20 protein-coding genes are annotated in these 20,291 nt (G+C 65.5%); 14 read left to right on the top strand and 6 right to left on the bottom strand.

What is annotated here, in order from left to right; genetic code table 11:
* Window positions 1–97: 97 nt before the first annotated feature.
* Window positions 98–1,108, bottom strand: a complete 1,011-nt coding sequence (locus H1D44_RS06920) for an alpha/beta hydrolase (protein ID WP_181514108.1) — start codon at window positions 1,106–1,108, stop codon at window positions 98–100.
* The gene (locus H1D44_RS06915) at window positions 1,105–1,407 is read right to left on the bottom strand and encodes a winged helix-turn-helix domain-containing protein (protein ID WP_181514107.1); all 303 of its coding nucleotides are present in this window, start codon (window positions 1,405–1,407) and stop codon (window positions 1,105–1,107) included. The genes H1D44_RS06920 and H1D44_RS06915 overlap by 4 nt, the downstream gene beginning before the upstream one ends.
* A gap of 184 nt (window positions 1,408–1,591) precedes the next feature.
* Between H1D44_RS06915 and H1D44_RS06910 the strand changes: the two genes are divergently transcribed.
* Window positions 1,592–1,858: a hypothetical protein gene (locus H1D44_RS06910; RefSeq protein ID WP_181514106.1), complete on the top strand. Its 267-nt coding sequence runs from the start codon at window positions 1,592–1,594 to the stop codon at window positions 1,856–1,858.
* A gap of 36 nt (window positions 1,859–1,894) precedes the next feature.
* Here H1D44_RS06910 and H1D44_RS06905 read toward each other — a convergent pair whose 3' ends face one another.
* Window positions 1,895–2,323: a DUF721 domain-containing protein gene (locus H1D44_RS06905; RefSeq protein WP_238984417.1), complete on the bottom strand. Its 429-nt coding sequence runs from the start codon at window positions 2,321–2,323 to the stop codon at window positions 1,895–1,897.
* Window positions 2,324–2,420: 97 nt separating this feature from the next.
* On the opposite strand from H1D44_RS06905, the gene H1D44_RS06900 reads away from it, so the two are divergent.
* The 4 genes from H1D44_RS06900 to H1D44_RS06885 all read left to right on the top strand — a co-directional run bounded on the left by H1D44_RS06900 (window position 2,421) and on the right by H1D44_RS06885 (window position 7,975).
* Window positions 2,421–2,795 carry a hypothetical protein gene (locus H1D44_RS06900; protein WP_238984418.1) on the top strand — a complete coding sequence of 125 codons (375 nt, stop codon included), beginning with the start codon at window positions 2,421–2,423 and terminating at the stop codon, window positions 2,793–2,795.
* Window positions 2,796–2,871: 76 nt separating this feature from the next.
* Window positions 2,872–5,604, top strand: a complete 2,733-nt coding sequence (secA, locus tag H1D44_RS06895; protein WP_181514104.1) for a preprotein translocase subunit SecA — start codon at window positions 2,872–2,874, stop codon at window positions 5,602–5,604.
* Window positions 5,605–5,697: 93 nt separating this feature from the next.
* Entirely contained in the window at window positions 5,698–6,927 is a 1,230-nt protein-coding gene (gene argJ / locus H1D44_RS06890; RefSeq protein WP_181514103.1) for a bifunctional glutamate N-acetyltransferase/amino-acid acetyltransferase ArgJ, read from the top strand.
* An 88-nt stretch (window positions 6,928–7,015) separates the two neighbouring features.
* Complete coding sequence (locus H1D44_RS06885; protein WP_181514163.1) at window positions 7,016–7,975, top strand: Nudix family hydrolase; 960 nt, start codon at window positions 7,016–7,018, stop codon at window positions 7,973–7,975.
* A 177-nt stretch (window positions 7,976–8,152) separates the two neighbouring features.
* Here the strand turns inward: H1D44_RS06885 and H1D44_RS06880 are convergent, their stop codons facing one another.
* On the bottom strand, window positions 8,153–9,055 hold the full coding sequence (locus tag H1D44_RS06880; protein ID WP_181514102.1) for a carbon-nitrogen hydrolase: 903 nt from the start codon (window positions 9,053–9,055) through the stop codon (window positions 8,153–8,155).
* Entirely contained in the window at window positions 9,052–10,113 is a 1,062-nt protein-coding gene (locus H1D44_RS06875) for an agmatine deiminase family protein (protein ID WP_181514101.1), read from the bottom strand. Before H1D44_RS06875 ends, H1D44_RS06880 begins: the two co-directional genes overlap by 4 nt.
* Before the next feature lie 308 nt (window positions 10,114–10,421).
* On the opposite strand from H1D44_RS06875, the gene H1D44_RS06870 reads away from it, so the two are divergent.
* Both H1D44_RS06870 and H1D44_RS06865 read left to right on the top strand, forming a co-directional pair.
* Window positions 10,422–11,663 carry a lipoprotein-releasing ABC transporter permease subunit gene (locus H1D44_RS06870; protein ID WP_181514100.1) on the top strand — a complete coding sequence of 414 codons (1,242 nt, stop codon included), beginning with the start codon at window positions 10,422–10,424 and terminating at the stop codon, window positions 11,661–11,663.
* On the top strand, window positions 11,656–12,390 hold the full coding sequence (locus tag H1D44_RS06865; protein WP_181514099.1) for an ABC transporter ATP-binding protein: 735 nt from the start codon (window positions 11,656–11,658) through the stop codon (window positions 12,388–12,390). Before H1D44_RS06870 ends, H1D44_RS06865 begins: the two co-directional genes overlap by 8 nt.
* Window positions 12,391–12,420: 30 nt before the next feature.
* Here H1D44_RS06865 and H1D44_RS06860 read toward each other — a convergent pair whose 3' ends face one another.
* The gene (locus H1D44_RS06860; RefSeq protein WP_181514098.1) at window positions 12,421–12,960 is read right to left on the bottom strand and encodes a DUF2062 domain-containing protein; all 540 of its coding nucleotides are present in this window, start codon (window positions 12,958–12,960) and stop codon (window positions 12,421–12,423) included.
* Window positions 12,961–13,093: 133 nt separating this feature from the next.
* On the opposite strand from H1D44_RS06860, the gene H1D44_RS06855 reads away from it, so the two are divergent.
* From H1D44_RS06855 to kdsB, 7 genes are read left to right on the top strand one after another with little or no spacing between them, the layout of a single operon-like run.
* Window positions 13,094–15,373 (top strand): DNA internalization-related competence protein ComEC/Rec2, encoded by a 2,280-nt coding sequence (locus tag H1D44_RS06855; protein WP_181514097.1) that lies wholly within the window; start codon window positions 13,094–13,096, stop codon window positions 15,371–15,373.
* 33 nt (window positions 15,374–15,406) lie between these two features.
* A complete protein-coding gene (locus H1D44_RS06850) occupies window positions 15,407–16,075 on the top strand; it encodes a MotA/TolQ/ExbB proton channel family protein (RefSeq protein WP_181514096.1) in 669 nt (222 codons plus the stop codon).
* Complete coding sequence (locus H1D44_RS06845) at window positions 16,072–16,500, top strand: biopolymer transporter ExbD (protein ID WP_181514095.1); 429 nt, start codon at window positions 16,072–16,074, stop codon at window positions 16,498–16,500. Before H1D44_RS06850 ends, H1D44_RS06845 begins: the two co-directional genes overlap by 4 nt.
* Window positions 16,497–18,254, top strand: coding sequence for a lipid A export permease/ATP-binding protein MsbA (gene msbA / locus H1D44_RS06840; protein WP_181514094.1), 1,758 nt, complete (start codon window positions 16,497–16,499; stop codon window positions 18,252–18,254). Before H1D44_RS06845 ends, msbA begins: the two co-directional genes overlap by 4 nt.
* Complete coding sequence (lpxK, locus tag H1D44_RS06835) at window positions 18,251–19,252, top strand: tetraacyldisaccharide 4'-kinase (protein ID WP_181514093.1); 1,002 nt, start codon at window positions 18,251–18,253, stop codon at window positions 19,250–19,252. Before msbA ends, lpxK begins: the two co-directional genes overlap by 4 nt.
* Before the next feature lie 52 nt (window positions 19,253–19,304).
* Window positions 19,305–19,514, top strand: a complete 210-nt coding sequence (locus H1D44_RS06830; protein WP_181514092.1) for a Trm112 family protein — start codon at window positions 19,305–19,307, stop codon at window positions 19,512–19,514.
* Complete coding sequence (kdsB, locus tag H1D44_RS06825; RefSeq protein WP_181514091.1) at window positions 19,514–20,287, top strand: 3-deoxy-manno-octulosonate cytidylyltransferase; 774 nt, start codon at window positions 19,514–19,516, stop codon at window positions 20,285–20,287. The genes H1D44_RS06830 and kdsB overlap by 1 nt, the downstream gene beginning before the upstream one ends.
* Window positions 20,288–20,291: the final 4 nt, after the last annotated feature.

Raw genomic sequence — 20,291 nt, 5'->3', positions numbered from 1 at the left:
TCTCTCGGTCAGTGCGACTGATCGGTGGTTTGCGGCGGGCCTTGCCCGCCGCTTTTTTTCGTCGACTGGCAACCTCATGCCGTAGGGCGAACAACGCTCAATCACACAGCGTGGACAGCGGAATCTCGCGCGCCACTTCGAGTCCCGAGGGCAGCGCCGCGGTGGGGTCGTGCAGCCACGCCGCCAAGTCCTGTTCGGTCCGGTCACGCTGGCTGTAGCGAGTCAGCATGTGATAGCCGCCGGGATAGAACGCCAGGCGGATCGCATCATCCTGCGGCAGGCGTTCGAGCAGCGCACAGTAGGCTTCCATGGGAATGACCTGGTCCTCGTCGCCGTACATGATCAGCGCGGGCGAGGGGAGGTCGGCGACCGCGTCCAGGGCCAGCCCCATGGTACGGGTCAGGCCGTCGAGGGTATCGATGCGCGCGCTGCGCAGGATCAGCGGGTCCTCGGCGAGCTGACGCTTGATCTCGTCGTCGTCGGTGGGCTCGATGCCCAGGCGGCGGGTAGTGCGTATCGAGAAGCTGGCCTGGGGTATCAGGCGTACGCCGAGCCAGAGACCGGCGCGCTGATACCAGGGCATGGCCTGCTGGCCCCAGACGGCGGGGGCGATCAACACGCTGCCGTCCACCGGCACCGGTTTCTCGGCGGTCAGGGCAAGCAGCGATACCGCGCCGCCCATGCTCTTGCCGATCAGGTAGAGCGGCGAGTCGGGGTGGCGCTCCCTGAGCAGTTCCGCGATCAGGATCACGTCGTCGCGCAGGCGCTCGTGACCCGCCCACACGCGGCGCTGGTCGGTGGTGCCGAAACCACGCTGGTCGTGGGCGTAGACCTCGATGCCGTGCGGGGTGAGGGCCCGTGCCATGACTTCGAAGCTGCCGGCGTGATCGTTGAAGCCGTGCACGGCGAGTACTACCGCGCCGGGCTCGCCTTTGGCAGGCCAGTGGCGCAGCGGAAGTCGATAGCCGTCGTCGGCAAGGACCTGATAGGCGGCCAGTTGCGGCACGCTGTCGGCCGGCCCCGGCGTTTGCACCATGGGCGCGGTGCAGCCGGCCAGCGGCAGGGATAGGCCGATCAGCAATCCGAGACAGCAGCCGAGTCGCTTCATGTCAGCGTAGGATAGCCGAGTGCCTGGCGAATCCTGTCGGCGTGCTGCGCCACCCAGGTGCGCTCGATGGGTCCCCAGTCGACGATTTCATAGTTGCCACTGTTGTGGCGCTCGCCCGGCGCCGGCCGGAATTCGCAGCGAATGTCCAACTCCTCGAGCGCCTTCAGGGTGTCCTGGGCGGTACGTCGAGGCATGCCGGTGGCGTCGACGATAGCCGGCACGCTGGCGATGCCTTGCTCGATCAGGTGGGCGAGATAGAGGCGACGGTAGAAGCTGGACTGGGTCTTGCTGAGGGTCATGGTGGTCCCGGGGAAGAGTCGTGTCGATGCATGCAGTGCTCAAGCATAGCGTTGTTGCCGGGCTTCCCACCAGTGCAGGGAAACGCCCAGGATGTCGTGTGTGCCATCATCTCCTACAGTGAAGGTCAGAGAGAGGGACCCACCGGCCCGGCATGGGCCGATACATCACACAGGGAGGAGAGCGATGACCGTCAAACAGGTGAATGAGGCGGAGCTATTGGCTCAGGTAGGGCGCTGCATGTTCGGCGAGCGGCTGTTGATCGAGCACGAGGGCAGGCGTTTCTCGGCCCGTGTCCAGCACGTCGGGGCGACCGGGGTGAAGGTGGTCCCGGAAACCGATCTGCTGGAGCACGAAGGAGCGCCCGGGGACATCAACGGGGTCACCGTCTCCTATAACGAGATCAAGGAGGTCGAAGTTGACGGCATTACCTACCGGCTGGAGGAGGGGTGAGGGAGCATCTTGATTGAGGCCAAGGTAGCCCTGGGGCTACTCCTCACCGCGTTCGGCATGCGAGGCGAGCCGCTCCAGGGCGCGCCTGAGTCGCGGATCCTCGACGTCGGCGGCGCAGGCGGAAATTTCGTCGGCGGCCGGGGCCGGCAGGGTGCGTACCTGCCGCGGCGGTACCTTGAGCGGGCGCACCGGGCGCACCTTGAGGGTGAAACCGCTCACTGCGGCGAATTCCGGTAGCTGGTGCAGCAGCTCGAGAAGCCGAGGCTGCTCGTAGCGCAGCCAGGTCAGCCATACGGCGCGGTCGGTGAGCAGCGTCAGCTTGCCGTCGCGGTAGCCGCCCACGAACAGGTGCTCGCGCACCTCTTCCGGCAGGTGATCGCGCAGATACTGTTGCGCCTTGGCAATCAGCCTCGCCGTGCGCATCAGTGGCGCGAGCTCGCCATTCCCCCCCAACAGGCGAGACATGGGCTGTGCTCGTGAGCGCTTAACCTTTATACTCATGGGCTTGTTTCTCGGCCAATCCAACTCGCCAAGCCTAGCATGCCCGGAGATCAGCGACAGCATGACCGCCGCCCAGCCACAGGATCGTAGCGCCGCCGGCCCCTCGACTGCGGCGATGCGCAGTCGCCAACGGTCGCGCTGGTGGCTCGCCGGGCTGCTGGTAAGCTGTCTGTTGCCGGCAGGCCTGACCCAGGCCGAAACCCTGCGCCTGGCAGAGCGCGTCGTTCAGACCTGCATTCTTGCTCCGACCTTGATGCGCGCCCGCTGCCGCTATGTGGCGAGACGGCGTGCCTTGCCCCACTGGCCGCGGCGGCGTCCGCTGGCCTCGGCAAGACGCAGCGAGCCGCCGCGCAGGCCGCCGCAGCGCTACCGCTGGGCTGCCGCCCATGACGTCCTGACCCGCCGAGGTCCACCGCTGGTGTCACGCTTCAATTGAAATGAAAACTGTCGGCCACGACTGGGATCCGCCCAGTGCAGTGCCGGCTGAATGTGACACCAAGAATGGACGTTCCATGATCAATACATTGTTACGTAAGGTCGTCGGCTCCAAGAACGACCGCGAAGTCAAGCGCATGCAGCGCCAGGTCTTGCAGATCAACGCCCTGGAGCCGCAGTTCGAAGCGCTCGACGATGCCGCGCTTCAGTCCCGCACGGTGGAGCTCCGCGAGCGCCTCTCAGCTGGCGAGAGCCTGGACACCCTGCTCCCCGAGGCCTTCGCCACGGTGCGCGAGGCCAGCAAGCGGGTGATGGGCATGCGCCATTTCGACGTGCAGATGGTCGGCGGCATGACCCTGCATCGCGGGCGCATCGCCGAAATGAAGACCGGGGAGGGCAAGACGCTGGTGGCCACGCTGGCGGTCTACCTCAATGCGCTGCCCGGCGATGGCGTGCACGTGGTGACCGTGAACGACTACCTGGCCCGGCGCGACGCCGAGTGGATGCGCCCGCTCTATGAATTCCTGGGGCTGACGGTGGGCACCATCTATGCCGGCCAGACCTCAGAAGAGAAGCGTGCTGCCTACGCCTGCGACATCACCTACGGTACCAACAACGAGTACGGCTTCGACTACCTGCGCGACAACATGGCCTTTTCGCTGGAGGACAAGGTCCAGCGTGGCCTGAGCTACGCCATCATCGATGAAGTGGACTCGATCCTCATCGACGAGGCGCGTACGCCGCTGATCATTTCCGGCGCAGTCGATGAGAACACCGAGCTCTACAAGGTGGTCGACCGGCTGGCAGCCCAGCTCGAGAAAGGCGAAGTCTCCGAGGATGCCGACATTCCTGTCACCGGCGACTTCACCCTCGAAGAGAAGCAGAAGCAGGTCGAGATCACCGAGGCCGGCCATAACAAGGTCGAGGACTTGATGCGCGCCGAAGGTCTGCTGGGTGAAGAGGATTCGCTCTACGCCGCGCAGAACCTCAACCTGCTGCATCACATGCACTCGGCGTTGCGCGCACGCCACCTCTACCATCGCGACGTCGACTACATCGTCTCCGACAACCAGGTGGTGATCGTCGACGAGCATACCGGCCGCACCATGCCGGGGCGTCGCTGGTCCGAGGGCCTGCACCAGGCGGTGGAGGCCAAGGAAGGGGTGCCGGTACAGCGCGAGAGTCAGACCCTGGCCTCGACCACCTTCCAGAACTACTTCCGCCTCTACGACAAGCTGGCCGGCATGACCGGCACCGCCGACACCGAGGCCTTCGAATTCCGCCAGATCTACGGCCTGGACGTGATCGTCATTCCCACCAATCGGCCCCTGGTGCGTCGCGACCTCAATGACCTCGTCTACCTCACCGCAGAGGAGAAGTTCGAGGCCATCATCAACGACGTCAAGGCCGAGACCGAGGCCGGTCGCCCGGTACTGGTGGGTACCGCTTCCATCGAGACCTCCGAGTACCTGGCGGGGCTGATGAAGCAGGCGGGGATCGATTTCAACGTGCTCAACGCCAAGCAGCACCAGAGCGAGGCCGAGATCATCGCCCAGGCCGGCAGGCCGGGCGCCGTTACCATCGCCACCAACATGGCCGGCCGCGGTACCGACATCGTGCTGGGCGGCAACTGGGAGGCGGAAGCCGCCAAGCTCGAGAATCCCACCCAGGAGCAGCTCGACCAGCTGCGTGAGGAGTGGCGGATGCGCCACGAGGCGGTGCTGGAAGCCGGCGGCCTGCACGTGGTCGGCTCCGAGCGTCACGAGTCGCGGCGCATCGATAATCAGCTGCGTGGTCGTGCCGGTCGCCAGGGCGACCCGGGTTCCACGCGCTTCTTCCTCTCCATGGAAGATAGCCTGATGCGCCTGTTCGGCTCCGATCGGGTGCAGCGCATGATGAAGGCGCTGGGCCTGGAGCGCGGCGAGGCCATCGAACACAAGATGGTCACCAACGCCGTTGAGCGGGCGCAGAAGAAGGTCGAGAGTCGCAACTTCGATATCCGCAAGCAGCTGCTCGAATACGACGACGTGGCCAACGACCAGCGCCGTGTGATCTACGAGCAGCGCAATGAGATTCTCGCTGCCGAGGACGTCTCCGAGAACGTGCTGGGCATTCGCAACGAGGTGCTCGACCTTGCCGTGAGCGAGTTCGTGCCACCCCAGAGCCTTCCTGAGCAGTGGGACCTTCCCGGCCTGCAGGAGCATCTCAAGACCGAGTTCAATCTCGACGCCCCGGTGGTGGAGTGGTCCGAGCAGGACGAGCGTTTCCACGAGGAACAGCTGCGCGAGCGGCTCCACGAAATGCACCGCAAGGCCTATCAGGACAAGATCGACACTGCCGGTGTCGAGCTGATGCGCCGCTTTGAAAAGCAGATCATGCTCCAGGTGCTCGACACGCGCTGGAAGGAGCACCTGCAATCGATGGACCACCTGCGTCGCGGCATTCACCTGCGCGGCTATGCGCAGAAGAACCCCAAGCAGGAGTACAAGCGCGAGTCCTTCGAGCTGTTTCAGTCGCTGCTGACCAACATCAAGTCCGATATCACTCGCATCACCAGCCATGTACAGGTGCGTCGCCCGGAAGAGGTGGACGAGCTCGAGCGCCAGCGCCGCGAGGCCCTGGAGCGGGAGAAGGCCGCCGCCGACAGCCGCCGCGAGGACGTAGCGGTCGACGACGAGACCCAGCCGGCAGCGGCGCCGGGTAGTGACGGCCGACCCGTGCGTCGTGAGGGGCCCAAGGTGGGGCGCAACGATCCCTGCCCCTGCGGTTCTGGCAAGAAGTACAAGCAGTGCTGCGGCCAGTTGAGCTGAATCGATGCCTGAGCTTCATGCGCCTGCGGTACATCCCGGGCGCTTGGTCACTCGGCAGGTTGACGACCCAATTAACTGAGGAGTAAGCGTTCCATGGCAGTGGGTGAGACACGTTTTCCGGTCATGCCGGTCATCGAAGGGGTGCGCCTGGGAACTGCCATGGCAGGCATCAAGAAGTCCGGGCGCCGTGACCTGGTGGTGATCCAGGTTCCCGAGGGGGCGCGGGTGGCGGGAAGCTTCACGCTCAACGCCTTCTGCGCGGCTCCTGTCAGCGTGGCCAAGGCATCGCTTGCCGCTTGCCAGGCGCGCGGCGAGGGGCCTCGCCTGCTGGTGATCAATACCGGCAACGCCAATGCCGGTACCGGCGAGATCGGTCTACGGGATGCGCATGCCACCTGTGCCGAGCTGGCCAGGCTTGCCGGTGTGCCGGCTGACAGTGTGCTGCCGTTTTCCACCGGGGTAATCGGTGAGCCGCTGCCCATGGAGCGGCTGCTGGCCGGGCTCGCCCCGGCGCTCGATTCTCTGGCGGAAGACAGCGAGGCATGGAGGCACGCCGGCGAGGGCATTCTCACCACCGACACCCGCCCCAAGGGCGCCAGCGTGGAGCTGGAATTAGGTGATCGCAAGGTGACCATCAACGGCATCAGCAAGGGCTCGGGCATGATCAAGCCCAACATGGCTACCATGCTGGCTTTTGTCGCCACCGATGCCGCGATCGAGCAACCCCTGCTCGATTCGCTGCTGCGCGAGACGGTGGAGCGCTCCTTCAACTGCATCAGCGTGGATGGCGATACCTCCACCAACGACGCCTGCATGCTGATCGCCACGGGGCGCGGCGCCACGCTGACGAGCGACGAGGAGATCGTCATTTTCCGCAACGGTTTGCAGCGGGTGATGACCGAGCTGGCCCAGGCCATCGTTCGCGATGGCGAGGGCGCCACCAAGTTCGTCACCTTGCAGGTGCAGGGAGCAGCGAGCCGGGAGGAAGCACTGGAGGTGGGCTTTACCGTGGCGCATTCTCCGCTGGTCAAGACGGCGTTGTTCGCTTCCGATGCCAACTGGGGGCGTATACTGGCAGCAGTGGGACGGGCTCCGGTGAGCGATTTCGACGTGTCCCGGGTGACCATCGATCTGGGTGACGTACGCTTGGTGGAGAACGGTGGACGAGCCAACGGCTACACCGAGGAGCAGGGGAGCCGGATCATGCGTGAGGAAGAAATCACCATCCGTATCGACCTGGGGCGAGGCGAAGAGAGCGCAACGGTGTGGACCACCGACCTTTCTCAGGAGTACGTCAGCATCAACGCCGACTATCGCAGCTAGGCAAGCTGGAAAGGGCCGCAAGGCAAGAACATCACCCCCGCAACGCGCATGACGTTGCGGGACAAGCGGGTAGGAGTCAATGAACGTAATGGTGAAGAGAAGGGTGCACGTGGCGGCGGCCGCCATCCTCAGCAGCGATGGCCGGAAAGCGCTTATCGCTCGTCGCCCCTCCAACGTCGACCACGGCGGCCTTTGGGAATTCCCGGGGGGCAAGCTGGCGCCCTACGAGACCGGGCTGGAAGGCCTCAAGCGTGAGCTTCACGAGGAACTTGGCGTGGAGATCAGGCGTGCCCAGCCGCTGATTCGTGTCCACCACGAGTATCCAGACAAGCATATTCTGCTGGATGTCTGGCAGGTCCATGATTTCAACGGCGAGCCTTTCGGGCGCGAGGGCCAGGCAGTGCGCTGGGTGCCGCTGGAGGAACTGGTCAACTACCCGTTTCCGGCTGCCAACCTGCCGATCCTGCAGGCGGTGATGCTGCCTACCGAGTACCTGATCACCGCCGAGGAGGCCGATGAAACGGTCTTTGATGCCTGCCTCGAGCGTGCCTTGGTGGAGGATGGCGTACGGTTGGTGCAACTGCGCGCCAAGACGCTGGATGAAGTTGCCTACCTGGCCCGCGCCGAGCGTGCCCTGGCGCTGTGCCGCCAGCACGGGGCCCGCCTGCTGCTGAATGCCGAGCCGACGCTGCTCGACAGGGTCGACGCCGACGGCATCCACCTCACCAGCGAGCGGCTGATGAGCCTGGAACGTCGTCCTATCGCCGAGGACAAGTGGCTGGCGGCCTCGACCCACGATCGCAAGCAGCTCGGCCAGGCGGCTCGTATCGGCTGCGACTTCGTCACGCTTTCGCCGCTGCGTACCACGCCGTCGCACCCTGAGGTGGCGCCGATGGGCTGGCACGACTTCCAGCAGCTGGTGGAGCGTGCCGCCATGCCGGTGTTCGCGCTGGGCGGGATGACCCGGCATGACGCCAACCACGCCCGCGCGGTGGGTGCCCAGGGCATCGCCTCGATCCGCGATTTCTGGAAAGCGCCGGACGCCTGAACCTGGCGCTAAACGAAAACCCACCGCATGCTGTGGCAGCGGTGGGTTTTTCTTTATCAGTCGTATCTGATAAGTCTCTGTGGGCTTTACTCGCGGCTGATCTGAGGGAAAGCAACACACCTCCTCTCCGGCTTGTCTTCAGAGCCGCTTATACTGGTGCGTGGCTCACGGCTCCCTTCAGTCCCGGTAGCGCCGGGTCAGGTCGCCATAGGCATCGATGCGGCGGTCGCGCAGGTACGGCCAGATGCGCCGCACGTCCTCGCCACGGCTCATGTCGAGCGTGACCAGCAAGCGCTCGGCCTGGGTGCCGGCGTGAGCCAGCAGCTCACCCTGAGGGCCGGCGACGAAGCTGCCGCCCCAGAAGTCGATGCCTTCCCCCACCCCGGAGTGGTCGGGCTCGTGGCCGGTGCGGTTGGCGACGATCACCGGCAAGCCGTTGGCCACCGCGTGGCTGCGCTGGATCAGCGTCCAGGCCTCCTTCTGGCGTGCTTTCTCGCCGTCGTCGTCTGAGGGACTCCAGCCGATGGCGGTGGGGTAGAGCAGCACTTCCGCCCCGGCCAGGGCCATCAGGCGCGCCGCTTCGGGATACCACTGGTCCCAACATACCAGCAAGCCGAGTCGACCCACCGAGGTATCGATAGGCTGGAAGCCCTGCTGGCGGCTGTCGTCATGATCCCCCGGGGCGAAGTAGAACTTCTCGTAGAAGCCCGGATCGTCGGGGATGTGCATCTTGCGATACAGGCCGACCCGACCGCGGTCGCCGTCGTAGATCACGGCGGTGTTGTGGTAGAGCCCCGGTGCACGGCGCTCGAACAGCGAGCCCACCAGCACGATGCCGAGCTCCGCGGCAAGCGCCGCCAGGCGCTGCCCGGTAGGGCCATCCAGCGGCTCGGCCAGGTCGAACAGCTCGGTGGCCTCGTACTGGCAAAAATAGTGGGTGGCATGCAGCTCCTGAAGCAGCACCAGCTCGGCGCCCGCGGCGGCCAGTTCGCGCACACCGGCTTCGCTCTCGGCCAGGCTCTTGCTCTTGTCGGGCCAGGCGGGTTGCTGGACCAGGCCGACCTTGAGGGTGCGGGTCATGATGTCTCTCCTTGCTGAGTGGCGACGTTCAGGCTGCCCCGGGGGAGCTGCATGGTCAGGCAGTGCAGGCTGCCGTGCTGGCGAATCACGCTCAGGCAGTCGATCGGCACGATGTCGCGACCGGGGAAGGCGTCGGCCAGGGCGCCAAGCGCCCGGCTGTCGGCGGCGTCCCCATAGACAGGCACCAGTACCGCGGAGTTCACGATCAGGAAGTTGGCGTAGGTGGCCGGCAGGCGATGCCCGTCCACCGGGTCGTAGCAAGGGCGCGGCCAGGGCAGCGGCACCAGGCGATAGGGCTCGCCATCGGCGCGGCGCAGCGCCTCGAGCTCCTTCTCCATGGCGGCCAGCGCCGGGTAGTGGGGGTCGGATTCGTCGTCGCAGCGCACGTAGGCAATGGTGTGCGGGTCGCAGAAGCGCGCCAGGGTGTCGACGTGGCTGTCGGTATCGTCGCCTTCCAGATGTCCGCTGGCCAGCCACAGCACGCGATTGATACCGAGGTCGGCCTCGAGCAGGGCTTCCACTGCCTCGCGGTCGAGCTGTGGATTGCGATTGGGATTGAGCAGGCTGGCCTCAGTGGTGAGTAGAGTACCCTCGCCGTCGGTGTCGATGGCGCCGCCCTCGAGTATCACTTCGCGGCTCTCCACCGGGCAGGCGTAGGCGCCGGCCTCGGCCAGCCTGCCGGTCAGCTGGTTGTCGCGCCGGGCGTCGAACTTTCCGCCCCAGCCGGTGAAGACGTAGTCGAGCAGCACCGGGCGGCCGTCGCGCTCAATGGCGATGGGGCCGTGGTCTCGTGCCCAGGTGTCGTCGGACTCTGCCACTACCAGATGCAGGCGCGCGGCATCGACTCCCAGGTTGGCGAAGCGCTTTACCAGGTGGGTCCGGATAGCGGCATCAGGTACTGCGATCAGCACATCTTGATAGCGAGTGATCGCGACAACCATGGCCTCCATGGTGGCCTCGATACGCTCGAGCAAAGGCGCCCAGTCGCTTTGCGGGCTGGGCCAGGTGAGCTGGATGGCATCCTGGGGGTGCCATTCGGGAAGCAGGCGGTTGGCCATGAGCTGAGCCTCTTGAGTCGCGTCATGGGGAAGCGCTGCACAAATACCTACGCGAGCGAATCGCTGCGTTGCGCGGTGCGCGGAATCCTCACATATACCCCATATGCTCCGGTTCCTGTGCTCCGTGCGCCTTGCGCTTCATCTCGCTCGCCGATTTGTGCAGTGCTTCCTTAGAACGGTGCCGAATAGTGAGTCGCGCAATGTAGGCCCGCCCCACCAATGATGCAAGCTTCGCGGAATGATTGTGTAGCCGATGCAGGACGACGCAAAAAACCGTACCATGGCCTCCTCTGACAAGGAACGCGATGATGCTCGACCGCCTGCCACTGCTGATCGGGTTGCGCTATGTGCGCGCCAAGCGCCGCAACCACTTCATTTCCTTTATTTCTCTGACCTCCATGCTGGGCCTGATGCTGGGCGTGGCGGTGCTGATCCTGGTGCTCTCGGTGATGAACGGCTTCGACCACGAGCTGCGCACACGAATCCTCGGGATGGTGCCGCATACCAAGATCGAGGCGCGCAGCGGCCTGGTCGAATGGGAGGCCTTGGCCGAGCAGCTGACGCAGCGGGAACGCGTGATCGGCGCCGCACCCTATGTCCAGCAGCAGGGCATGTTCTCCGCGGCTGGTCGCAATGAAGGTGCGATGGTCAACGGTATCCATCCCGAATGGGAGGATCGCGTTTCGATCATCGGCCGACACATGCAGCGGGGCAGCCTCGATGACCTGCAGCCTGGGGAGTGGAATATCGTGCTGGGTTCGCTGCTGGCGCGCCACCTGGGCGTGGGAGTCGGCGACAGGGTCACCCTGCTGGTACCGGAGGCTTCGATCACCCCGGCCGGGGTCTTTCCCCGGCTAAAGCGCTTCACGGTGAGCGGTATCTTCAGCGTCGGTGCCGATCTCGATGCCAACCTGGCCTATGCCAACATCGAGGACATGCAGACCCTGGCGCGCCTGGGCGACGCCGTGGGCGGGCTGCGCCTGGAGCTCGACGACCTTTTCCAGGCCGCCCCGGAGACGCGGGCGATCATCAACGAGCTGGGCAGCGACTATCGCGGCATTGACTGGACCTTCACCCACGGCAACCTGTTCCAGGCCATACAGATGGAGAAGCGCATGATTGCGCTGCTGCTCACGGTGATCATTGCCGTGGCCGCTTTCAACATCGTTTCGACCTTGGTCATGGTGGTGACCGACAAGCATGCCGATATCGCCATCCTGCGCACCATCGGTGCCACCCCGCGCTCGATCATGGGCATCTTCGTGGTCCAGGGGTTGGCGATCGGCGTGATCGGTATTGCCGTAGGCGTGGGGCTGGGGATCGTGCTGGCCCTGACCATTTCCGACCTCATCGGCTGGGTGGAGTCGGCGCTGGGCATCCAATTCCTCGACGCCGGGGTCTACTTCATCAGCGATCTCCCATCGCGCCTGCACTGGGGTGACGTACGCAACATCATCGCCGCCGCCTTTGGCCTGACCTTCCTTTCCACCCTCTATCCGGCCTGGCGCGCCTCACGCGTGCAGCCCGCCGAGGTATTGCGCTATGAATGATTCAGCCGCCGTGAACAAGGAAAAGCTGATGGAGCGCACTGCCAGCGGCAAGGTGATGCTGGCTTGCCGTGACCTGACCCGGATCTACCACGAGGGTCCCCAGGACGTCGTTGTGCTCGATGGGCTTTCACTCGAGGTGCGTGCCGGCGAGCGGGTCGCCGTAGTGGGAAGCTCGGGCTCGGGCAAGACCACGCTGCTCAACCTGTTGGGTGGACTCGACCGTCCCACCCGCGGTGAGGTCTGCATCTCGGGAGAGTCGCTGCTGGACCTGGGGGAGGCGGCGCTGGGCAAGTTTCGTAACCGGCATATCGGCTTTGTCTATCAGTTCCACCATCTGCTGGCGGAGTTCACTGCCCTGGAGAACGCTGCGCTTCCGCTCATCGTGCGAGGTCTGCGCAAGAAGGCCGCCGAGGCGCGCGCGCGTGAGCTGCTGGTCAAGGTCGGAATCGAGCACCGTGCCGATCACAAGCCGGGGGAGCTTTCGGGTGGCGAGCGTCAGCGAGTGGCCATCGCCCGAGCCTTGGTCACCGACCCCAGCCTGGTGCTGATGGATGAGCCGACCGGCAACCTGGACCAGAGTACCGCAGCCAGCATCCTGGCCTTGATGGATGAGCTGGCGCGGACGACGGAGTGCGCTTTCGTGGTAGTCACCCACGATACGTCACTGGCCGCGCATCAGGACAGGGTGATGAAACTGGATGGCGGTCGCCTGACCGAGCAGCTCTGAAAGCCTACTTTCCGGGCCCCTCGATGGGGGTCAGTCCTCCAGTTCCAGGCGGCGCAGCCGCCGCCTGGTAGCGCGCTGCTTCCAGCTGCGCGAGATGTGCCAGCGCCACACCAGGCGCACCAGCAGGTTGCCAACGATGGCCAACACGATGGCCGACACCACCGAGCCCACCGCGAGGGCAGGCAGTATGTCGGCCATGCGCGAGGCGATCCAGTGGGTCGACAGGCGGGCAGGGGCCTCGCGCACCGGCGTATCCATCACCCAGGCACCGATACGGTAGTTGCCGTAAAAGATCAGCGGCATGGTCAGTGGGTTGGTGATCCACACCAGTCCGACCGACAGCGGCAGGTTGCAGCGCAGCAGCCAGGCACCAAAGGCGGCCACCACCATCTGGAAAGGAATCGGCAGCATGGCGCTGAACAGGCCGATGGAGAAGGCGTTGGCAACGGTCCGCCGTGACAACACCCACAGGCCGGGGTCGCCAATCATACGACTCATGAAGCGCAGCGAGCGCTGGCGCCTGAGCGTATCGGGGTTAGGCATGTAGCGCTGCAGGAATCGGCGCGGCATGTCGAAGTGGCTCGCTGCTTCGGGACCCGGGTATTATCCATGGATGGGGCGCGGCCGGCTATGCCGCATGCGGAATATGGCGCCACGCAGTGAGCCAGGGCAAGGATTCGGGGGCAAGGGAGTGCGTTTGGGCATGGCGATGCCGCTGGCACTGGCGGCACTGTTGGGGGTTGGGCTCGGCCGCTGGGCACCGGCTGGCCTGTTCGAGCTGTGGGCGCTCGGGCTGTTGCTGGTACTCGGCGCTGGGCACCAGCGCGGCATGCTCTTGATGGGGGTGGTGGCCTTTACTGCAGCCCAGGTTCTGCTGGCCAAAGGTGCCGTCCTGCCTGATGGGCTGCTCAGGGCCGACCTGTTGCTGGAAGGGCGTATCGAAGCCGTCGACGATGAAGAACGGCTCAGCCGCCTGCTGGTGCGTGTCGAAGCCTGCCGCCCCCTGGAAGCCGGCCGGTTGCCTTGTGATTCCCTGCGCCGGGTGCGAGTCAGCTACTTTCAGGCTCCCGAGATGCAGCCGGGCGAACGCTGGGCCATGACGGTGCGCTTGCGGCCGCCAGCGGGCTTTGCCAATCCCGGCACCTTCGACTATGGCGCCTGGCTATGGCGCGAGGGCATCCAAGCAACCGGTTACGTACGCAGCGAGCCCGCCGCCGAGCGACTGGCGGCAGCGCCCACCACGCTGCGCGATCGCGCACTTGCTCATCTCGACCGACAGGACCTCTCCCCGCAGGCTCGGCGCTGGCTGGCGGCTCTCTCCCTGGGCGCGGGCGATCGACTGGAGCGCAGCGACTGGGACCTGCTCAATGCCAGCGGTACGACCCATCTGGTGGTGATTTCCGGCCTGCACGTGGGTCTGGTAGCCACCTTTACGCTGCTGTTGGGGCGTGGCCTGGCTCGCCTGGTGACGCCCCGGCACTGGCGCCTGGCGGTCTGGCCTTGGTGGCTGGCCGGAGCGGCGGCCATTGGTTACGCCTGGTTGGCGGGCCTGCAGCCACCGGCCATGCGCGCCATGATCATGACCCTGGTGGGGCTCTGGGTGGCCAGCGGGCGACACGCTCCTGGTCCGTGGCAGGCCTGGTGGCTGGCGCTGGGCCTGGTGGTGATGGTCGATCCGCTGTCGTTCTGGCGCCCGGGCCTGTGGCTCTCTTTCGTCGCCGTGGCGCTGTTGATTCTGATCTGGCAGGGACGGCGCCGGCCAAGCGGCATCGGGGGCTGGGCCTGGGGGCTGGTGCGTACCCAGGCGATGCTGGCTCCGCTGATGGCCGCTGCCGTGCTCCTGGCCTTCGCCCGCCTTGCCCCCGCGGCACCGCTGGTCAACCTTGTGGCGGTACCGTTGGTCAGCCTGGTGCTGGTCCCCCTCGCCCTGCTTGGCTGGCTGCTGGCCCCCCTGCCGCTTGTTGGGCCACTCTGCTGGTGGCTGTTCGAGCAGGCCGCAGCGGTGCTGATCCAGTTGCTCGCGTTTGCCGTCAAGTCACTGCCGTTGTGGTGGCCGTCTGCGGAGCTCGTTCTGCCGCTAGCGGTCATGCTCATCCTCATGGCCGCGCTTTGGGCGCTCCCAGGGCTGGGAAGAGGGCTTCGCGTGGGAGGGGCTCTACTGCTGGTCCCGGCCATGCTGGGGCTGGCAGCACCTGCCCCCGAACCAGGCTCGCTGCGAGTGCGTATCTACGACGTGGGGCAGGGGCAGCTCATCGAGCTGCGCAGTGCCAACTATCGTCTACTGTACGATACCGGTCCGCGCTTTGCCTCGGGGTTTGCACCGCTGAGTACGCTCTGGCCGACAGGCCAGAACTTCGATGACGTGATGGTCAGCCATGACGATCTCGATCATGCCGGGGGCGTACCCGTGCTGGCCGAGAGTCATGCGGTGGGAAGGTTTCTGGCGCCTCCGGGAGAGTCGATCGGCGTACCCTTCGAGCTCTGCCTGCGCGGCCAGTCTTGGGAGCGAGACGGAATTTCCTATCGGGTGCTTTGGCCGCCCGAGGAGACGGCGGCGCTCTCCAGCAACGACCGTTCCTGCGTGCTCGAGGTAACGGTCGGCAGCGAGCGTCTGTTGATTACTGGCGACGTAGGTCGCGAGATAGAGCGCCACTTCCTGCTGGACGTGGATCGTCCGGTCTCGCTGCTGGTAGCGGGTCACCATGGCAGCCGCACCAGCTCCGGCCCGCAGCTGGTCCAGATGCTCGAACCTGACCACGTGATCTACAGCGCCGGTCGTCATAACGTCTTCGCCCATCCCCATGCCGAGGTGGTCAGGCGCTTCCGCCATGCCGGAAGCTGTCAATGGAGTACTGCCCAGGATGGCGCACTGACCTTCTGGCTGGGGGGACCGGAGCCCTTGCTGGTTGGTGCCGAGCGGCGCATGCCCTGGCGCCGCAGCGGTGTCGAAGGGGGCTGCCATGCGGTAGAATCGCGCCATTGATCGCGACGGTCGTTGCGTGAAGAGGGGAATAGCATGGACATGATGGATGCGCTCATTGCCGGTGGTTGGCTGATGATCCCCCTGCTGGGGTGTTCGCTGCTGGCCACCGTGATCATCATCGAGCGCCTCTGGACCCTGCGTGCCAGGCGTATTGCACCCTACGGCCTGGGGCAGGAAGTCTGCTCGCTGGTGGCGCGCGGCCAGGTCAACCTCTACTGGCTGGAGGGTCATTCGCCGCTTGGGGGCGTGCTGGCTGCCGGGTTGCGCAATGCGCGCCTGGGGCACGAACAGGTCAGGGCGCGGTTGCAGGAAGCCGCCACTGCGGTGATCCACGACATGGAGCGTTTTCTGAGTCCGCTCGGCACCATCGCCGCCATTACTCCGCTGATCGGGCTGCTGGGTACCGTGGTAGGCATGATCGAAGTGTTCGCCGTGATCGTCTCCGCCGATGGCGCTGGACGAACCGCCGAACTGGCCGGCGGCATCTCGCGTGCCCTGGTGACCACCGCTGCGGGTCTCACCGTGGCGATACCGGCGCTGATGTTCCACCGCTATTTCCAGCGTCGGGTGGAGGACATCACCGTGCGCATGGAAGAGCAGGCAGGCCAGGTGGTCGAGTTCCTGGCCCATTACCGCGGCGAAGTGGGGTTCAGCGAGCAGCGTGATGGCGAACGAAACGCCGCGGAGGCGAAGGCCTCGTGAAGTTCGTTCGCCGTCGCCGCGACCCGGTGGAGGTCAATCTCACCCCGCTCATCGACGTGGTTTTTCTGCTGTTGATCTTCTTCATGGTCTCGACCACCTTCGAGACACGTCAGGCCCTCGAGCTTACCCTTCCCGACAGCGTCTCCGGTGTCGCCCTGGAGGTGTCACCGGTGACCCTGGTGGTTACCGAGCAGGGCCGCTACCGGCTTGGCGAGCGTGAGCTCAGCGCCGGTGAACTCGGCCAGGCGCTCTCCGCCGAGGCCGAGCAGGCCCGGCAGCACGGCCTGGTGGTCGAGGCCGATGCCCGGGCGGCGCATGCCGACGTGGTTCGTGCCCTGGATCAGGCCGGCGTGCACGGCATTCACCAGGTGCGCATTGCCACGCGCGAAACACAGGCAACATCCATGCAAGCGGAGACACCGTGACTCAAGACCGGACCCAACGCTCGGGCTGGGCCCTCTACAAGCAGTTGCTGGCTTATGTGAAGCCTCACTGGGTCTCCTTCGCCCTGGCGATCGTCGGCTATGCCCTTTATGCGGCCTCCAGCACGGCACTGGCAGAGATGATGAAGCGGCTCATCGATGGTATCCAGGACCCCGATGCCGCCTTTCGCCTGCTGCTGCCGCTGTTCGTGGTCTTCATGTTTGCCGCCCGGGGGCTCGGCACCTTCCTTGGCACCTATTTCATGAGCAACGTGGCGCGCAACGTGGTGCATGCGCTGCGCTGTAACGTGTTCAACCATATGCTGCATCTGCCCGGGCGCTTCTTCGACTCGCACTCCAGCGGGCACCTGGTGTCGCGCGTCACTTACCACGTGGAGCAGGTGACCGGTGCCGCGACCAACGCCATCACCATCCTGCTGCGTGAAGGGCTGTTCGTGATTGGCCTGCTGTCCTACCTGCTGTGGACGAACTGGATGCTGACCCTGCTGTTCGTTGCCGTGACGCCGCTGATCGGTGCCGTGGTGAGCTATGCCAGCAAGCGTTTTCGGCGTATCTCCCAGCGCATTCAGGATTCCATGGGTGACGTGACCCACGTCGCCTCCGAGGCCTTGACCGGCTACCGCGTGGTGCGTACCCACGGGGCAGAGGCCTTCGAGAAAGCGCGCTTTGCCCGGGCCAGCGAGTACAACCGCCAGCAGAAGATGAAGGAAGCCCTGACCAAGGCCATCAGCACGCCGGTGATACAGCTCCTGATCGCCGTGTCGCTGGCCGTGCTGGTGTGGCTTGCGATGTCACCGGCGCTGCTGGCCGACATGACCCCCGGGGAATTCGTGGCCTTCATCACCGCTGCATCGCTGATGGCCAAGCCGGTACGCCAGCTCACCGAGATCAACAGCGAGATCCAGAAGGGCATCGCCGCTGCTGGCGAGTTGTTCGGCCTGATGCAGGTGCCACTGGAGCCCGATGAGGGCACACATGAACCCGAGCGCCTGCAGGGTAGAGTCGAGCTGCGTGGGGTGCACTTCCGCTATGCTGAGGATCAGCCGGAAGTGCTGAAGGGAATCGACCTGGTCGTCGAGCCAGGCGAGATGGTGGCCATCGTGGGGCGTTCGGGCAGCGGCAAGTCGACCCTGGCGGGCCTTTTGCCACGCTTCTATCGACCCACATCCGGCCAGGTGCTGATCGACGACGTGCCCATCGATGACTATCGCCTGGCGCCACTGCGTCGCCAGATTGCGTTGGTGTCGCAGCAGGTAACGCTGTTCAACGCCAGCGTGGCCGACAATATCGCCTACGGAGTACCGGAAGCGCAGCGCGACGTGATCGAGGCAGCGGCCATGTCGGCCTATGCCCACGAGTTCATCGCCCGCCTGCCGGATGCCTACGACACCATCGTCGGCGATAACGGCGTGATGCTCTCCGGCGGCCAGCGCCAGCGCCTGGCCATCGCCCGGGCGATTTTCAAGGATGCGCCGCTGATCGTGCTCGACGAGGCGACCTCGGCGCTGGATACCGAGTCGGAGCGCTACATCCAGCAGGCTCTCGAGGTGGTCTGCCGGGGACGCACGACTCTGGTCATCGCTCACCGTCTCTCCACCATCGAGCGTGCCGACCGTATTCTGGTCATGGAGCAGGGCAGGATCGTCGAACAGGGCAGCCATGCCGAACTGCTGCAGCGTGACGGCGCCTATGCTGCCCTTCACCGCCTGCAGTTTCAGGAAACCTCGGTGTCATGAGCCTGGGCGACCGCTGGTTGAAGGCAGCCTACGACGATGCTGCCTGGCTCAGGGCGCTGAGACCTCTCGAGGCGCTTTACCGCTGGGTGGTGGAGCGTCGTAGGGCGGCCTATGCGCACGGGCGTAGGACGGCATGGCATGCCGGTGTCCCGGTAATCGTGGTTGGCAATGTGACCCTGGGGGGGACCGGCAAATCGCCCTTGGTAGCCTGGCTGGCTCGCCATCTGGCAGAGCAGGGGTGGCGGCCGGGCATCGTGGCGCGCGGCTATGGTGGCAAGGCGGGGCAGGCCGGCTACCCCCTGCGTGTCACGGCGCAGACGCCAAGCGAGCATAGCGGTGATGAGCCGCGCATGCTGGCGCGCCAGACCGGATTGCCGGTCGTGGTCGATCCCGACCGACCGCGCGGTGCCAGGGCGCTGCTCGAGCTGGGCTGCGATATCCTGCTGAGTGACGATGGCCTTCAGCACCTGGCGCTGGGGCGCGATATCGAGCTGGTCGTTGTGGATGGCAAGCGCGGTTTCGGCAATGCTCGCTGTCTGCCTGCGGGGCCGTTGCGCGAGCCCCTGTCGCGCTTGGCACGAGTGGATGCGATGTTGGTCAACGGCGAGCCGTCCTTCACTCCGCCCGTGGATGCCTGGGTCTTTCGCCTGGTGCCGACGCACTGGCGCCCGCTGCAGGAAGGTGAGCCGGCTGCCCTGGAGCCGCTGCCCTTTGACGGACCGGTGCATGCCGTCGCCGGGATCGGCCATCCTCAGCGCTTCTTTGCCACCCTGGCCGCGCTGGGGGTGGATGCGACACCGCACGCTTTTCCCGATCATCATCGCTTCACTGCGCAGGACCTGGCCTTCGATGACGGCCTGCCGGTGGTGATGACGGCCAAGGATGCCGAAAAATGCGCCAGCCTGGGGCTCGGCAATGCCTGGGTGCTGGAAGTGGAAGCCGAGCCGCCGGGAGACTTCGCGGCCTGGCTGGACAGACGCCTGGCTGAGCTGAGATAACCGAAAGATCAAGCAGGCGGAGCCAATTCTTGTGGACGATAGAGGTGAAACGATGGACAAGGAACTGCTGGCCATGCTGGTTTGCCCGCTGTGCAAGGGCAAGCTCAAGTATGACCGCGACGCCCAGGAGCTGCTGTGCAAGTACGATGGCCTGGCCTATCCCATTCGCGACGGCATCCCGGTGATGCTGCCGGAAGAGGCGCGGCGAATGGGTGTCGATGAAAAGCTGCCAGCGTCACCCGGTCGCACCGGGGAGACATAATGGCGCAGCAGAACGCCTTCATTGCCGTCATTCCCGCCCGCTTCGGCTCTTCGCGGCTGCCTGGCAAGCCCTTGCTCGACATCGCCGGTGAACCCATGGTGGCTCATGTCTGGCGGCAAGCCGGAAAGAGCGCTGCCAGTCGCGTCGTGGTGGCGACCGACGACACACGCATTCGCGATGCCCTGCTGCCCGTGGGTGCCGAGGTGGTGATGACTCGTGCCGACCACCCCTCCGGCACCGACCGCCTGGCCGAGGTGGCCGAACGGCTCGGGCTGGCCGACGATGCCGTGCTGGTCAATGTACAAGGGGATGAGCCGCTGATCCCGCCGCAGTTGATCGATCAGGTGGCCCGACGCCTGCATGACGACCCGGAGGCCTCCATCGCGACCCTTGCCGAGCCGATCGGCGACATCGAGACGCTGTTCAACCCCAACGTGGTCAAGGTGGTGCGGGCACTCTCCGGGCGTGCCCTGTACTTTTCGCGTGCCCCCATCCCCTGGGACCGTGAGGCCTTCGCCACGCGTCCGCAGTGGCTCGAAACCGATGCCTGGTTGAGGCATATCGGCATCTACGCGTACCGTGCGGGTTTCCTGGCGGAGTACCGCGACTGGGCGCCTTCCACACTCGAGCAACTGGAGCAGCTCGAGCAGCTGCGTGCCCTGCACCACGGCCATGCCGTCCAGGTCGCACTGGCCGCCGAGCCGAATCCCGCCGGCGTCGATACGCTCGCGGACCTGGAGCGTGTTCGCACATTGCTGTCAACGAACCCGTAGGAGA

The organism is Billgrantia kenyensis (assembly GCF_013697085.1).
Taxonomy (GTDB): Bacteria; Pseudomonadota; Gammaproteobacteria; order Pseudomonadales; family Halomonadaceae; genus Halomonas; species Halomonas kenyensis.
This window is presented reverse-complemented; position numbering and strand designations above follow the sequence as displayed.

Coding starts and splice junctions, on each gene's coding strand:
- kdsB (WP_181514091.1), top strand. CDS start 19,514: ATGGCGCAGCAGAACGCCTTCATTGCCGTCATTCCCGCCCGCTTCGGC.
- H1D44_RS06870 (WP_181514100.1), top strand. CDS start 10,422: ATGCTCGACCGCCTGCCACTGCTGATCGGGTTGCGCTATGTGCGCGCC.
- H1D44_RS06900 (WP_238984418.1), top strand. CDS start 2,421: ATGACCGCCGCCCAGCCACAGGATCGTAGCGCCGCCGGCCCCTCGACT.
- H1D44_RS06860 (WP_181514098.1), bottom strand. CDS start 12,960: ATGCCGCGCCGATTCCTGCAGCGCTACATGCCTAACCCCGATACGCTC.
- H1D44_RS06830 (WP_181514092.1), top strand. CDS start 19,305: ATGGACAAGGAACTGCTGGCCATGCTGGTTTGCCCGCTGTGCAAGGGC.
- H1D44_RS06885 (WP_181514163.1), top strand. CDS start 7,016: ATGGTGAAGAGAAGGGTGCACGTGGCGGCGGCCGCCATCCTCAGCAGC.
- H1D44_RS06850 (WP_181514096.1), top strand. CDS start 15,407: ATGGACATGATGGATGCGCTCATTGCCGGTGGTTGGCTGATGATCCCC.
- lpxK (WP_181514093.1), top strand. CDS start 18,251: ATGAGCCTGGGCGACCGCTGGTTGAAGGCAGCCTACGACGATGCTGCC.
- H1D44_RS06880 (WP_181514102.1), bottom strand. CDS start 9,055: ATGACCCGCACCCTCAAGGTCGGCCTGGTCCAGCAACCCGCCTGGCCC.
- H1D44_RS06920 (WP_181514108.1), bottom strand. CDS start 1,108: ATGAAGCGACTCGGCTGCTGTCTCGGATTGCTGATCGGCCTATCCCTG.
- H1D44_RS06875 (WP_181514101.1), bottom strand. CDS start 10,113: ATGGCCAACCGCCTGCTTCCCGAATGGCACCCCCAGGATGCCATCCAG.
- argJ (WP_181514103.1), top strand. CDS start 5,698: ATGGCAGTGGGTGAGACACGTTTTCCGGTCATGCCGGTCATCGAAGGG.
- H1D44_RS06915 (WP_181514107.1), bottom strand. CDS start 1,407: ATGACCCTCAGCAAGACCCAGTCCAGCTTCTACCGTCGCCTCTATCTC.
- H1D44_RS06910 (WP_181514106.1), top strand. CDS start 1,592: ATGACCGTCAAACAGGTGAATGAGGCGGAGCTATTGGCTCAGGTAGGG.
- H1D44_RS06905 (WP_238984417.1), bottom strand. CDS start 2,323: ATGTCTCGCCTGTTGGGGGGGAATGGCGAGCTCGCGCCACTGATGCGC.
- secA (WP_181514104.1), top strand. CDS start 2,872: ATGATCAATACATTGTTACGTAAGGTCGTCGGCTCCAAGAACGACCGC.
- H1D44_RS06865 (WP_181514099.1), top strand. CDS start 11,656: ATGAATGATTCAGCCGCCGTGAACAAGGAAAAGCTGATGGAGCGCACT.
- H1D44_RS06855 (WP_181514097.1), top strand. CDS start 13,094: ATGGCGATGCCGCTGGCACTGGCGGCACTGTTGGGGGTTGGGCTCGGC.